Here is a 14,230-nt window from a genome sequence, read left to right as displayed (position 1 = left end):
CGGGTCGTTCCCGGGGGCTGCAACTGGCCCCGGTCCGCCTCATATCGAGCCCAGTCAATGCGGTGCTCCGATCGCGCTTCTAGAAGATCTTCTTCCCGAACCTGCTCGGCACGGAGCTGGGCCGCAACAGGCGTTGACTGCCGAAAGCGCTGAAGGGGGGTGGAGGCGGCCTCTCTTCCCGACCGCGGGGCGATTGTCAGTGGCGTCTGTCAGGGTATGCGCAATGCGTGGCGAGACGAGGGGTGGCATAGGTGTTCCAGCGTGGTGACTCGGGAGTCTCGGAGTCATTCGATCTTGATTCATTGACGGTGGGCGACCGCCTGCGACTGTTCAACTTCACGCAGCGTGATGAGCATGTGGCATATCTGTGGGTCCTGCGGGCCATGAACGTGCTACGGGCCGTACACCAGTTGCAGGTCCATCCCGACGACGTGGCGAACGCACTGAAGGAGCTCGCGACAGCGCACGACGAGGTGCCGTCCGCCACGGACTTGAACCTGCGGGCCATGCTCGACAACCTCTCTTCGGACAACGAGCAGGTCCTCTACCGGGTGGAGGACCCATTGCGGTGCGGCAATCTGGCCGCGTACCGGAACCGGCAGTCGGTCTACCAGTTCACGGAGATCGGGTACCGCGTCTATTGCGCGGTGGAAGAGGTGATCGGCTCCCGGGTGCAGGACGCGAACCTGTCGCGGCTGGTTTTCGCCGACATCCTGGCTGACTTCAAGGCGCTGGCGACAGCGAACCGGGAGGGCGATCGGGACGAGGTGTACCGCAAGCTCGCCCGGTTGGACAGTGTGCTGGCGGACATGACGCAGCGGGCGGCGCGTTTCTATCTGACGCTGAACGACGTGGCGCGTACGACGGACGTCTCTCCGGAGACGTTCCTGCGCTATAAGCACACGCTGCTGGCACACATGAGTGAGTTCACGGCGGAGCTTGAGCGCTACGCGCCCCGGCTGGCGGAGGCAGTGTACGAGGTGGAAGACAGCGGGGTGGAGACCCTGCTGGAGCGGGCCGCTGCGGTGGATGAGCGGCCGATGATGCGGCCGGCCGCGCGGCTTGAGGATTGGCGTCGGCGCTGGACGGGGCTGCGCCAGTGGTTCTTGGCCGACGGCACTGGGGAAACCAAGGCCGTTCAGTTGCAGGGAGCTACCCGCTCAGCCATCTCGGGAGTCATTGCTCTGCTGCGGCAGGTGACGGAGTCTCGTCGAGGAGGGGTGAGCCGGACTACCCAGTTGCGGCATCTCGCCGCCTGGGCGGCTGGTGCGCCGGACGAACAGGCGGCGAACGCCCTGGTCTCCGCTGCCTTCGACCTGCGCTCGGTGCGGCACCTGTCGGGTGCGCATGACGATGACGACCAGATCTCTCCGCGGGCGACGTGGTGGGATGCCCCCGGGGTGGAGGTCAGCATCAGCCTGTTCCGCCATGGCAAGCGGCCGGCACCGGGCGGCCCGCAGCCAGTCCGTACGCGCCGTGGCGCTCATGCTCGGTTGCGCGAGCAACAGCTGGCGGATCGGGCCGCGGACAGGGAGGCGGCCACGGATCTCCTGGACCACGGGCCCCACGATCGGGTGCTGAACGCGGCGGAGGCCCGTGCCGTACTCAAGCTGCTGACACGTGCCCTGCAGGCCCGGACGGTGGTCGCGGGTCGGCTGCGATCGGGTACCGGCAACAGCGACGTCCTGACGCTGCGCCTGGTGCCGAACGAGCATGGCAGTCGGCTTCGGACCGAGACCGGCACCTTGCACCTGCCCGGCTTCGCCTTGGAGATCAAGCCTCATGGTGCGATGCGCCGCCGTCGAACGGAGAAGCCCTGATGTCCGCCCATCGCGTAGCCACCTCCGTGGAGACTCCTGACCTGGGCTCGTACCAGCAAGCGGCCCGGCTCATGCTGCTGCACGGTTTCGTCACCGAGAGCTACCCGCGGGCCAAGGCGCTCGCGCTGGTGCTGCAGTGGGCCGACGAGCTGGCCAAGGATTTCCGGGACCTGTTCGGCTACTCCTTACAGACCAGTGCCCGTCACGCACGGCTGCTGCGGCGGCTGGATGCCTTCGATGACAGCCAGGCGTTCCTCACGGTGAAGAGCAAGAGACCGTTCGACCGGCGACGACTCGCCTACCTCTGCCTGATCCTGGCCTGCCTGCATCGGTCACGGGTCGAGATCAACCTCGCCGATCTCGTCAAGCTCCTCGCACCGTCCGCCAACGCCATCGAGCACCTGGGCTTCGATGCGACCTCACCGGGCCACAAGGACGCGGTAGTGGACGTGATGGACTGGCTCGTCGACCGGGGTGCGCTGCGGATCTCCGATGGCTCGATGGAGGACTGGGCCCGTGACCACGACCGCGGGGACGCACTGTTCGACATTGACCACAACACCTGCGCGGCGCTCTTCCGGCCGAGCAAGCCCCTGCAGCACCTGGTCAGCGCCGCTGGACTGCTGGACACACCGACCGCCGGCACCGGCCGGGACCCCCGTCGGCGACTCGCTGCCCAGCGAGCCCGTCGGCTGCTGATCGAGTACCCGGTGGTCTATTTCGGCGACACCGACACGGAGACAGCGACAGCGCTGCGCCAGCCCACCCTGGCCGAGGACCTCACACGGCTTACCGGGCTGCCTGTCGAGCGCCGGGCCGAGGGGGTCATGCTCGTCGACACCACAGGGCACTTCACCGACAAGAGGTTCCCCGGCCGCGGCGGAGCAGTCAACCGCACCGCCGGGCTAATCCTCGCGAAGGTCGCGGACCTGCGGGAAGACCCGGACCGAGCAAGCAGCCTGCGGTACCTCCTGCCGCCCGACCCGGGGGAGGAACACGCCGACCTGCTGAGCCGCATCGACATGGCCCTCCCCCAGGCTGGCACGCTCGAAGCCCTGGCTCACGGCCGCCACGAGGACACCGGCCACGACATGGACGACACCGATCCGGCCGCCCCAGAGCAGGAGAGGCAGGCAAGCCTGCCCTTCGTGGAACACAGCGCCCTGGAGCAGATGATCACCGAACTCTATGAAGAGTTTGGCCCCTCCTCCTTCACCAACAAGTGGCAGGCCGATCCCAGCGGGCTGCTCGCAGAGACGGTCACGCTCCTGGCGGACTTGCGCCTTGTCCACATCGTCCCCGGCGGGGTCCTGGTGCGGCCCGCGGCCGGCCGCTACCGCAACATCACCGCCGTCCTGCCCCGCCCCGCGCATGAAGGCCAGTTCGCCCTCGACTTCCCCACTGAGGAAACCTCTCGATGACTCTCATCCCCCACTCCCGCACCGCTGACGAGTCGGAGGTTCGCTTCAAGCCCACGCGCGCCGGGGTCATCGGCCTGTGGGACTACACCGACGAGGAGTTCGTCTTTGCCGACGGGCGCCTGGTCCTCCGAGGACACAACGGTTCCGGCAAGACCAAGGCCCTCGAGGTTCTGTTCCCGCTGGTCCTGGACGGTGTTCTCGACGCTCGGCGCCTTGATCCGTTCAGCGGCGAAGAGCGGACCATGAAGTCGAACCTGCTCTACAAGGGGCAGGAGTCCGCATACGGCTATGTATGGATGGAGTTTGCCCGTACGGGACCCGACGGCGAGGTCCTCGAAGCCGTCACCGTGGGGCTCGGCATGCGGGTGACCAAGCCCATGTCCACGCCGGCCCGCTTCTTCTTTGTCACCGACGGCAGAGTCGGCATCGATTTCGGCCTGTTGGACGCTGCCTCCCGCCCGCTTCGGGAGAACGCCCTTAAGACGCTGCTGGGCGAAGGAGCCACGTACGCTACGGCGGAGGCGTACCGCGAGGCTGTCGACGATCGGTTGTTCGGGCTGGGCCGCGAGCGCTACAACCAGCTGGTCAACCTGCTGCTCCAGTTGCGGCGCCCTCTGCTGGCCAAGGACCTCGACCCGGTCAAGGTGTCCGACACCCTCACCGCCGGACTGCGTCCCGTCGACGATGCCCTGATCCTGCAGGCCGCCCGCGACTTCGAGAACCTCGCCGAGATCCAAGCGCTCCTCAACGCCCTCACAGGGGCGGATACCGCGGTCCGGGACTTCCTGCGTGAATACACCAGTTACCTGCGCGCCCATGCCCGTGACCGTGTCGACCACGTCACCGGGCGCATCCAGGACACGGCCGCCCGGTGCGAGACGATCCTGGAAGCGGCGGGCGGCCACCGCACCGCCGAGCGGCAGCTGACTGCCTCACAGCAGGAGCGGGACACCGCCGAACGCCAGTGCAACGAGATCGGCGCTCGCTTGGCCGAGTACAAGAACCACGACGCCATCAAGAAGCAGGACGGGCTCAAGGAACTGCGCGAGCGCGTACGCACCGAGCGCCTGGGCATCATCGACAGTGGACGCCACCTCAATCGGGCCCAGGAGAGCTTGGCCGCCCTCAAGCACGAGGCGGACCGTGCCCTCCAGCGGCACGATGAACTGCGGAGCGCGGCCTCCCGGCACACCCACAGCCTCATGGACGCGGCACGCCGCTGTGGCATCCTGCATGACGACGACGCGCTGGATCTCGGTGCCGAGCTGGATTCGCAGGTCGCCGGTCGGGGCGCCGCGCGTAGCAGCGAGCTGGAGGACGTACGCGCCCACCTCAACGCGTCCGACGCCGCCGCGAAGGACCAGGAGCGCGAGCAGGAACACTGTGACGCGGCGAACGGTGAGTTGACCGAGGCCGAGCGGCAGTCCGCCGCAGCAGCCGACAAACTCGACCTCGCCCGCGCCACGGCCGGCCAGGAGCTGGACGCGTTCGCCAGCCGCTGGAGCGGTAGCGACGACACCGCGGTCTTGCTCTCCGCGGATGGTGACGTGCTGCGCGCGGCCATCGGTGCTGTGGGGGAAGCCGAGGTGGCCCCGTTGCCGGAGGTCTTCCGTTCCCTCACCGACCAGCGCCGCACTAGCGCCCTGACCCGCGTCGAGACCTTGAAGCGGCAGCACGGCGACACTGCGGACACTCTGCGGGCCAGGCGGGATGAGCGCGACACCGTGGCAGCGGAGGGCGATGACGCGCCGCCGCCCAGTGACCTGCGCCCGGCCAGCCGCGACGAGCGGCCCGGCGCTCCGCTGTGGCAGCTCGTGCGGTTCGCTGATCACGTCCCCGACGACCAGGCAGCCGCCATGGAGGGCGCGCTGTACGCGGCCGGCCTGCTCACCGCCTGGCTGCACCCCGACCCTGCGCTGACCGACCGGGCACTGCACGACAAGGTCGCCGACGCCTTCCTCCGCCCGCTGCCTCCCGCACAGCGGCCCACCGGCCGCACCCTGGCCGATGTGCTGGTCGTCGAGGACCAGAAGCACGTGGGCTCTGCTGCTGTCCAGGCTGTCCTGGCATCCATCGCCGTAACCGACGACGTCCCGGCAGCGGACGAGGAGCTGTCTGCTCCCTCGGTGACCACGGGTTCGCACTTCCGCCTCGGCATCCAGGCCGGTGCGCATCCCAAGGCCCGGCCGGAGTACATCGGGGCCACCGCACGTGCCGCCCGCCGGCGCGAACGGCTGCGCCGCCTCGACGAATCCATCGTCGCCCTGGAAGCTCAGCTTGCCGGCATCGGGGAACAACAGCGGTACGCGGAAGAAGCCTTCGACGACTTCGACCGCGCAAGGCGTGAGCTCCCCCGCACTCAGGCGATCACCGAAGCGGTACGCGAAGTGGCAGTGGTGGCGGAGAAGGTCGCCGGAGCCCGCCGCCGCCTCACCGAAGCACGCAAGCGACTCGACGGGGCGATCGCCCGGGCCCATGAGAAGAGCCGGCAGCTTCGGCATGCCGCCACGGCCGCGCGTCTGCCCACTCGTCGTGAAGAACTGGACGATGTCGCCCAGGCCATCGACGACTTCGTCGACGCGGGCAAGGCGCTCTCCACCTGCCGTGAGCAGGCCGGTGCTGCCGAGCACGATATCTCCAGCCGCAAGGAGATCATCGAAGCCCAGACCGAGTCCTGCACGGACCAGGCCGAGGCGCTGCAAGCACGCAAGGATGAGTTCTCGGTTCAGGACGAACGTCTGCGCACCCAGGAGGCGACGCTCGAAGCACCCCTTCAGATGATTCTGCAGCAGATCGCGGAATCCGAGGAGCAGCTCGCGGATGCACGCAAGACATACGGTCGTGCGAAGAAGGACGCCGAGGAGCAGCGAGACCGGCTTCTGAAAGCCGACCATGCCCTGGAGTTCGGCCGTACAGCACTGGCCACGGCCGTGGCCGAGCAGGTGCGCACCACCCTCACCCTTGAGCCGTACGCCCGGCCCGACTTGCTCGGCCTGCTCGATGCAACCGTGGACACCGCTTGGCTGCCGCACGACATGTGGCCGAGTCCCGAACAGGCAGTCCAGGCCCTCATGGACAGCCTCACATCGCCCGATACCACCCTCACGGGCATGGCGGTCGCCCGAACCGTCGTCCCCGAGTCCATCGCCTCCCTGATCAGCGCGCTCGACGAGGCGACCCGCGGTCGCGCGATCACCGCGAGCCTCCTTAAGACCGTCACGACAAAGATCTCCAGCGCAATCACCACGCTGGAGGCAGCCCTCCTGGAATCCGATCAGGGCTACCTCTTCGAGTGGGAGCCGGCCGGCGACATCATCCTGGCCCGAGTCACCGACAGCGAAGGACCGGCACCTGTAGCGGATTTCGCACGCCGCTTGGCCGAACAGCTCGCTGATCAGAGCGTGCTGCTGGAAGACAAGGAACGCACCGTCCTGGAAGACGGGCTCCTGACCGGGCTGGCCCAGCAGATCCACGACCGTACGGTCGCCGCCCGCGACCTGGTCAAGAGCATGGATGCCGATACCCGGTCCAAGCCGATGTCCTCCGGTACGACGGTAGGCATCAACTGGGTTGTCTCCGACGCACTCACCGACTCCCAGCAGGCCGTCAACAGGCTTCTCGACAAGGACGCCTCCGGTCTCGGCCCCGCCGGCCTGGCCGAACTGCGATCCCACCTGCGCAACCAGATTCGCGCCAAGGCCGCTGCCGATACGAAGAGGAGCTACCAGCAGGTGATCGCCGAGGTGCTGGACTACCGCGCCTGGCGCAAGTTCGAGCTCCGCTTGTTCCGGCCGGGCATGAGCCAGGAGGAGAAGCGGAAGGGGGAACTCCTCACCAAGGCCAAGCACAGCGTGATGTCCGGCGGGGAGAAGTCCGCCTCCATCCACCTGCCGCTGTTCGCAGCCGCCCACGCCCAGTACAGCTCGGCGTACCCGACCTGCCCGCGGCTGATCGCCCTGGATGAGGCATTCGCCGGCATTGACGAGAAGTACCGTCCCGACCTTCTCGCTCTCACCGCCAAGTTCGACCTCGACCTCTTCATGACGGGCTACGACCTGTGGATCACCTACCCCGATGTGCCGCAGATCTCGCACTACGACATGAAGCACGACGAGGCATCCCACACCGTCTCCGCCATGCTGCTCGTCTGGGACGGCGAACAGATCCTCGATGACCTCGAATACCCCGGATCCGACGACCTGGCCGCCGAACTCCTGGGCTTCACACCCCGCCGCCACGTCCCCGCACAGGCAGGACTGCTCGCTGACATCCCCGACGACGAGTCGGCGAACGACGACGCCGAGGAATCAGAATGACCACGTCAGCAGAGGCATACGAGCGCTACCAGGGCCCCGAGTTCCACCGGCTCCTGGCCGCTGCCCGGCGCTCGCTCGAGCGCAACGGCGGCGAGATCAAGGGCTCTATCGGCCTGACCAACCCGACCACCGCCGAACGCAACGCCGTCATCGGCATCACCGGCACCTACCGCTCGGCCGATGTCCGCAGCCTCACCATCCCCCTCGCGGCATTGGAGGAAAGCGTACGCAACGTCACGGGCAAGTCACTCCGCGATGTCCTAGAACACCTCGGCCCCGAGCTGCGCTTCCGCGCCAGCGAGCGAACCACACTCGATCACGCCCGGCAGGAGATCCTCGCTGAGGCCGAGGCCAACCTGCTGCACGCCGAGCACCCCTGGTACAGGCAATGGCTGGCCGACCTCGCATCCGACGGCACGATCACCGGGCTGATCAACAAGAACGACACCCACGTCCTCAGTCAAGCCATCCGCGTCCTGGAATACCTCTACAGCAGGCCCAACGGCTCGCCTCCGGTCATGCTGCCCGCCTTGGCAGACGCCACCACAGGAGACACCAAGGCCCTCAACCCCGGCCGCGGCTCCCTGCCCACCCTGGTCCTGCGAGCGCTGGCCATGGCGCGCGGAATCCCACTCGAATCAGGAGCCGAGGCCCGGCGCGAGCTGTGGGACACCTTCGACGTCATCGTCGACGACCTTGCCAGCCGCGTCCTCGTCCTCAACCTCCCAGCGACCGGAGAGGGATTGGGGCATTGGCTCACCGACGCCGCACGCTACGGTGCCCCTTTCCACATCACCCTCCACCAGCTCATCACCCTGCCCATCACCGTGAACCTGCCGACGGTGTACGTCTGCGAGAACCCAGCCGTCCTCCGCCGCGCCGCCGGCGAACTCGGCACGAGCAGCCCACCCCTGATCTGCACCGAGGGCCGCCCCTCGACCGCCTTCCACCGACTCGCTCGGCTGATCACCGACGCAGGCGGCACCCTGCTCTACCACGGAGACTTCGACTGGCCCGGCATCGAGATGACGAATCAGCTCCGCACCCGCTACCAGGCCCAGCCCTGGCGTATGAACGCCGCCGACTACCTCAACGGGGTTCGCGCCGACAGCGATCACGTCCAGCTGAGCGGTAAGCCGCAGGGCACCCCCTGGGAACCAGAACTCGCCGAGGTCATGAAAAGGGAGAACCGCGCCGTCTACGAGGAGGCGGTCACCGATACACTCCTGGCCGATTGGTCCCCTCCTGACTGTGACGTTGATCAGCGGCTCCAGCATGTTGGCTTCGAGCGGCCCCACTTGGCGGGTCACGCAGACGAATTGAGGGGTGGTGACGGGGCGAAGTGGCCCCGCCCTGGCTCTTGCGGTGAGACGGTTCCCATGGTCTCCGGCAGGGGCGGTGCTGTGCCAGATGCCGGGTGAAATTCGCTCGCGCCTTCGTACCGCTTCTGATGTTGTGAGCGGCACGAGGTACTCGGGCCTTGAGGGGCAGGCTGTGGCAGACGACGGATGCATCTTTTGTGCAATGGCGAGAGGTCAGGCGGACGCCAGCATCGTCCACCAAGACGAATCGGTGATCGCTTTCATGGATCTCCAGCCCGTCACTCCAGGCCACTTGCTGGTCATCCCCAAGGCGCACGCTGTGGGACTGGAGGATCTTCAGGAGGACGTCGGCGTCCAGGTCTGGAAAGTGGCGCATCAGCTCGGACGGGCACTGCGGCGATCAGGCTTGCGATGTGAGGGCGTCAACTTGTTCCTTGCGGACGGTGAGGCCGCCTTCCAGGAAGTTTTCCACGTTCACCTGCACGTCTTCCCCCGCTTCACCGGTGACCCATTTCGCATTGATGCTGACTGGCGCGTGCAGGAGCGAGACCAGCTTGACAAGACGGCTGCTGCCGTCCGTGGCGGCCTCGCTGCCCTCTACGCCAGGCAACGCTGACGACCATCGCTCTCCGAGCGGGACACAGCCTTCAGCCTCACGCCACCCAGGTCTTGCTGCCCCTGATCTCACTCCGCAGCTCCGCAGCGAACGGAGGATTATCGCTATGTCCGAGAAGCGCACGAAGGAAAAGGCGCTGGCCTATGTCGTACGCGACGGGCGCCTGCTGGTGTTCCGCCACACCGACTACTCCTACGAAGAGGTAGGCATCCAGGTGCCTGCAGGGAGCATCCGCCCCGGTGAGACCCCAGAGGACGCCGCGCTTCGCGAGGCGCGCGAGGAGACCGGCCTCTCGGACTTCAAGATCGTCCGCAAGCTCGGCGAGACCGAATACGACATCAGCCCGTACCGCTCCGAGATCCAGCACCGCCACGTGTTCCATCTGGAACTCACCCAGCCGACCCCCGAGCGGTGGATGAGTCAAGAGGACCACGACGGCGAACAGGAGCCGACCCGCTTCGAATGCTTCTGGATCCGGCTGGAGGTTGCACATGTCCTCCAGTCCGGCCAGGGAGCCCTCCTGGGACGCCTGGGCGATTAGCCGCTCTGACTCCACCACCCGCCCGCGAGGGGAGACGCTATGGGGTCTGTGATCAGGTAAGCGGTGGCGCGGATTGGCCACCTCGATGCTGGCGTTGAGGATGAACGCGGCTGCCGCGAACTCGGCCGCCGTGTGACGCAACCGAGAGGGCCATCCACCTCAGGAGCGGCGTGACCGTTTCGCGTCGATGGTGTTGGTGGAGCAGCACACCCGGCGACCCCTCGAGCCGGCTCGTGTAACGGCCCTGATGTCGCAGAGCGGGCTTCCCCGGCGTCAGGGCCACCTTCATGCCTCAGGGCCCAAAGGGACGTCGTGGAGACCGTCGTTGGCCTCCGGACAGCCCCCGCCCCGTCGTCGGGCACCACGTGAACGAATTCGGGAAAACTGTGCCGAATTACTAATCCCGTTGACGTCTCCTGTGGCGCGGGGCCCGGGCCCGGGAGGGGGCGCACTGGTTCCCTCCTGCCTAGTGCTTGCTGTCGCGGGCACCTGAAGACAGGGAGCGTTGACACATGCGGGCTACAGGTCGGGGTCTGGCGGGAGACCTGCGGCCTCCGCGGCCGCTTTGGCGTCGAGGATCCGGAAGCTCACGTCACGCTTCTGCAGAGCTCTGGCAACTCTGCGCAGGACCACCCACGGGTCAACGGCGGCCGGGATGCGGTGGGTGGCCAGTGCGGAGTCATAGCAGAAGCCGGCCTGTTCAAGGATCGCGACAATGGAGTCGTCGTACAGACCGTCGGCGATCCATCCGTGTTCGGGGTGTTCGCCGAAGAGGATCACAGGGCCAGAGTCGTCGGCTTCTTCCTCAGACTTCTGCCCTGCGGGGTCCGGCTCGGCCGCCCGGGATACGCCGACGGCTGTGTGACCTACGGAGCCGTCTCGTCCTGCTGGCCGGACGGCGAAGTCAAGCCGGTGCGCTGGGCTCTCCGCGGTGGGGTCCTCTTCTGCGAGCGCAGCCGCGGTCAGCACACGCCGCAGGATCCCTGGTCCGTCGTCGCCGAGGCCAGCCTTGCCTGCCGCGTACGTGAGCAGCTGGTTGAACCCATCCGTGCCGTACCCTTCGAACCACTGGTCCAGGGTGAGTTCGCCGCCGAAATTGTGGCGATAGTCGTCCCTGTCGCGCTGCTGGACAGCGGCGATCACCTCTACCGCATGGTGGACCGCGGCTGGGGAAACCCCGTGCCGTTCAGCCTCCGCACGCAGCTGCTCCTCGCGGGCGGACTGGTCCATAGCGTTCTCCTCGGTGTTGTGCATGCTCCCGGCCGTGACTCACTGAGGTGCTGGGAATGCGCACAGCCTTTCATGCCTGATTCCGAGGCAGCGCCATCGCAGGTGAGTCTCAGGGTGTGGTCATGCTGTCGCAGAGCTCCTGGTATGCCTGTGTGGCTACGTAGGCGAGAACGGAGAACGCTTATTGCTGAGAGTGGGGAGCACTTGCTCGTTGCGGGTGCCTGAAATGTTGACGAGTGTTTTGAGAGCGCCCCTTCGGCGTGTCGGGTTAAAGGCTGTCCCGACTACGGATCTGCCCCTGTCGCCGTGCTCAATCGTGAACCGCCCACTGATGCTGTCGGTCTCGCCAGGCCGCGAACGGGGTGGTTCGGGACTGATCATCGACGGCATCGGCGGCCGGTGTGCGGCCTCCGTCAGGTTTGCGGGGTCTCCGGTACCTGGGTGGGTGGGACCAGGCGGGGGAAGTGGATGGCGAGGAAGTCACGCATGATCTGCAGGGCCTGTTCCGGGGGGACCTCGGTCTTGGGATCGTCAGGGAGTCCCTCGATACGGATGTGGTGATGGTCCGCGAAGGCGCGGATCCCTTCGAAAGCAGCCTTGCCCAGGGTGGAGAGGGTCCTGCCCACGAGCAGGGCGTCCTCGATGTACTGGGGCACGGGACGCGGGGCCGGTGTGGGCCAGGTGCGCGGGTCTCGTGGGGTGTCGAGGCTCGTCGACAAAGCCACCTGTGAGATATCCGTGGCCCGTACGGTGGTGATCTCTTCGCGGGTGAGTGTGCCGGAGTCTGCGTGGTGCTCCTAGAGTCGCAGATCCCGCAGGGCAGCGGCCTTGCGGCACAGTTCGCGTGCGAACCGTCCGTTGCCCAAATGATCGGCCGACTTCCCGCCACGTCAGCACACCCCGGCCAGCTACCACCACGGCCCTCAAGGAGGCGCGCTGCAATTTCTGGGCCTACGTGAGTGCAGCGTCTGACCGTGGCATCCGTGGGTGACGGCCCTTGTCCCGCGGCACCCTGGCGTTCGCGAAGGCTCCCGAGACCAGGGCCTGCACGTGGGGTCCGGATTCGGCGCTGGCGGTGTCGAGGGCTCCGCCTGCCACGGTCGCCGTCAAGCGGCGTGGCGCCCGCCTTCCGGACTGGGGAGGCAGTTGTTATGTGGCGTGGGCGGCGGCCTCGTCGTCGATCTGGCCAGGTAGAAGTTCAGCAATCGACCATGGGAGGGGGCTGAGGTCGGCGACGGACCGAGGAAGTCGCGGATAACGGTCCAGCTGGTGCATCTTCTGCATCAGGGCGAAGCCGTCCTCCGCCGTGACAAGTCCCATCTCCACGGCCAGCTGCATCATGTCGAGCGTCTCCGCTGTCATGATGCCCTGCCCCCTTGCATACTCCAGCGCGGATTTATCGTCTGAGATCCACCATGCGCCGGCGAACTGGTGCCAGTGCTGGATAACGTGACAGGTCTCGGCCTCGCCGAGGTGCTGCAGGTGCCGGTCGGCTTGGCCGCCGAACACGGCTGTGCGGAGGTGTCTGACGTTCTCGAGGTCGTCCGGAGCGGTGACTAGGATTGCTTCGCCGAGCCAGCCGCCCTGCTGTCTCAGGTCGTGGAGGGCAGGCAGCTGTTCGGCCGATTTGCGGGCCTCTCGCGCCACAGCCCCGGTCCACTTGCCGCGGCCGTCCAGGACCGCGCGGAGCAGATTGAGACTCTCGACGGCGGCGAAGTTGCACAGGACGGTGTTGTCCGGGAACAGGATGTCGCTCATGCGGCACCGCCGTTGTCCTGTTCGGTCGCGAGCTCGTCTCTGAGCTCGTCGACGTCAACCCCGAGTAGCGATGCGTAGGGACGCAAGGTCGCCTTGCCGGCCTCGTAGGCGGCGCGCGTATCGCGTACGACGAGTCCAGGGAGCCTCTTCTCCTCCGAGGCCGCGACTCGCTGGTTGAGTTCCTCTACGCGGCCGGCGATGGCTGCGGCCTCGCGGACGGTCATGCGCTTGTAATAGTCGCAACCGCCGGCGTCGATCACGCGCAGCTTGAGCAGTCTGTACGCCAAGGTCTCAGGGCTGACCATGAAGTCGCAACACAGGGTGCCAAAGCTTTCCCGGGTCAGTCTCGCCACTCCGACCGCTTCGCGCAGGCTTTGCTCGGGCAGTAGGAAGGCTGAGGCGAAGGCGTTAGCTCGCTGCTCGCTCGGATCGTTCTTCTGAGCCCGGTCGAAGATGTCGCGATCGAGGTGGACGTCCTGGTCGTCGTCAGCGAGGAGATGCCCGAGCTCGTGGGCGAGGGTGAAGCGCTGACGTGCCGGGTTTGATGTCGTGCTCAGGAGGATGAGCTTGACACCTTGGCCCATCGCAGCGAGGCCGTCAAAACCGTCACCCAGCGGCTCGACAGCCACATCGGCACCGAAGACTGTCTCGATCAGTTCCGGCAGGCCGTTCTGGGGTAGCTGTCCCTGGCGCTCCACCGCCCTCAGAGCTGATTTCGCCAGCGCTTCTCCCTGGGCTGCGTAGCCATTGCCGGAACGCACTGTCAATGAGACCGGCCGCCAGGGCTGCGGATAGCCGAGCTTGTCCAGGTCGGCGCGCCGGGCAACGTAGTCCCGGGCGGCTGCCAGTGCTTCGGCTGCCTTTCCAGTGGTTGTTCTCGCTGCCACCGCCAGTGGGGGCTCGGATCCGGTGAGCAGCCAGTCCATGGAGACGTGGAATTCATCCGCAATGACCGCGAGGTCGACGGATGAGAGGGGGCTCGTGCCACTGAGGCACTCGCTGAGATGCTTGGCGTCGAGGTCAGCCTGGTCGGCGAAGTCGTGGAGGCTCAGGCCCGACTGGTCGATCAGGCTTCTCACGCGATCGGAGATGCTGGACACCCGTGGACAGTAGTCCGCCGTCTGCACAGTTCACAAGCCGCATCGTGGGCGATCTCCCAGGTCGGAGCGAGAACCGGCTACGACCCGATCCAGGGGTTGTGACGGT

10 protein-coding genes are annotated in these 14,230 nt (G+C 66.9%); 6 read left to right on the top strand and 4 right to left on the bottom strand.

Annotation, left to right across the window (positions count from 1 at the left end; all coding sequences use genetic code 11):
* Nucleotides 1–251: 251 nt before the first annotated feature.
* From OG295_RS30240 to OG295_RS30215, 6 genes are all read left to right on the top strand, one after another.
* On the top strand, nt 252–1,820 hold the full coding sequence (locus tag OG295_RS30240) for a TIGR02677 family protein (protein WP_371679777.1): 1,569 nt from the start codon (nt 252–254) through the stop codon (nt 1,818–1,820).
* Entirely contained in the window at nt 1,820–3,241 is a 1,422-nt protein-coding gene (locus OG295_RS30235) for a DUF2398 family protein (RefSeq protein WP_371679776.1), read from the top strand. Before OG295_RS30240 ends, OG295_RS30235 begins: the two co-directional genes overlap by 1 nt.
* Complete coding sequence (locus OG295_RS30230; RefSeq protein WP_371679775.1) at nt 3,238–7,557, top strand: TIGR02680 family protein; 4,320 nt, start codon at nt 3,238–3,240, stop codon at nt 7,555–7,557. Before OG295_RS30235 ends, OG295_RS30230 begins: the two co-directional genes overlap by 4 nt.
* Nucleotides 7,554–8,978: a TIGR02679 family protein gene (locus OG295_RS30225; RefSeq protein ID WP_371679774.1), complete on the top strand. Its 1,425-nt coding sequence runs from the start codon at nt 7,554–7,556 to the stop codon at nt 8,976–8,978. The genes OG295_RS30230 and OG295_RS30225 overlap by 4 nt, the downstream gene beginning before the upstream one ends.
* Nucleotides 8,979–9,051: 73 nt before the next feature.
* A complete protein-coding gene (locus OG295_RS30220; protein WP_371679773.1) occupies nt 9,052–9,495 on the top strand; it encodes an HIT family protein in 444 nt (147 codons plus the stop codon).
* A gap of 106 nt (nt 9,496–9,601) precedes the next feature.
* Nucleotides 9,602–10,036: an NUDIX domain-containing protein gene (locus tag OG295_RS30215; RefSeq protein ID WP_371679772.1), complete on the top strand. Its 435-nt coding sequence runs from the start codon at nt 9,602–9,604 to the stop codon at nt 10,034–10,036.
* Between the two features lie 519 nt (nt 10,037–10,555).
* Here OG295_RS30215 and OG295_RS30210 read toward each other — a convergent pair.
* From OG295_RS30210 to OG295_RS30195, 4 genes are all read right to left on the bottom strand, one after another.
* Nucleotides 10,556–11,266, bottom strand: a complete 711-nt coding sequence (locus OG295_RS30210; RefSeq protein ID WP_371679771.1) for a hypothetical protein — start codon at nt 11,264–11,266, stop codon at nt 10,556–10,558.
* A gap of 413 nt (nt 11,267–11,679) precedes the next feature.
* The gene (locus OG295_RS30205) at nt 11,680–11,991 is read right to left on the bottom strand and encodes a hypothetical protein (protein WP_371679770.1); all 312 of its coding nucleotides are present in this window, start codon (nt 11,989–11,991) and stop codon (nt 11,680–11,682) included.
* Nucleotides 11,992–12,415: 424 nt separating this feature from the next.
* The gene (locus tag OG295_RS30200; protein WP_371679769.1) at nt 12,416–13,024 is read right to left on the bottom strand and encodes a hypothetical protein; all 609 of its coding nucleotides are present in this window, start codon (nt 13,022–13,024) and stop codon (nt 12,416–12,418) included.
* Nucleotides 13,021–14,124 carry a helix-turn-helix domain-containing protein gene (locus tag OG295_RS30195; protein ID WP_371679768.1) on the bottom strand — a complete coding sequence of 368 codons (1,104 nt, stop codon included), beginning with the start codon at nt 14,122–14,124 and terminating at the stop codon, nt 13,021–13,023. The genes OG295_RS30200 and OG295_RS30195 overlap by 4 nt, the downstream gene beginning before the upstream one ends.
* Between the last annotated feature and the right edge of the window lie 106 nt (nt 14,125–14,230).

The organism is Streptomyces sp. NBC_01276 (assembly GCF_041435355.1).
GTDB lineage: Bacteria > Actinomycetota > Actinomycetes > Streptomycetales > Streptomycetaceae > Streptomyces.
The sequence above is the reverse complement of the archived record's forward strand: the minus strand, read 5'-3'. Positions and strand labels throughout refer to the sequence as shown.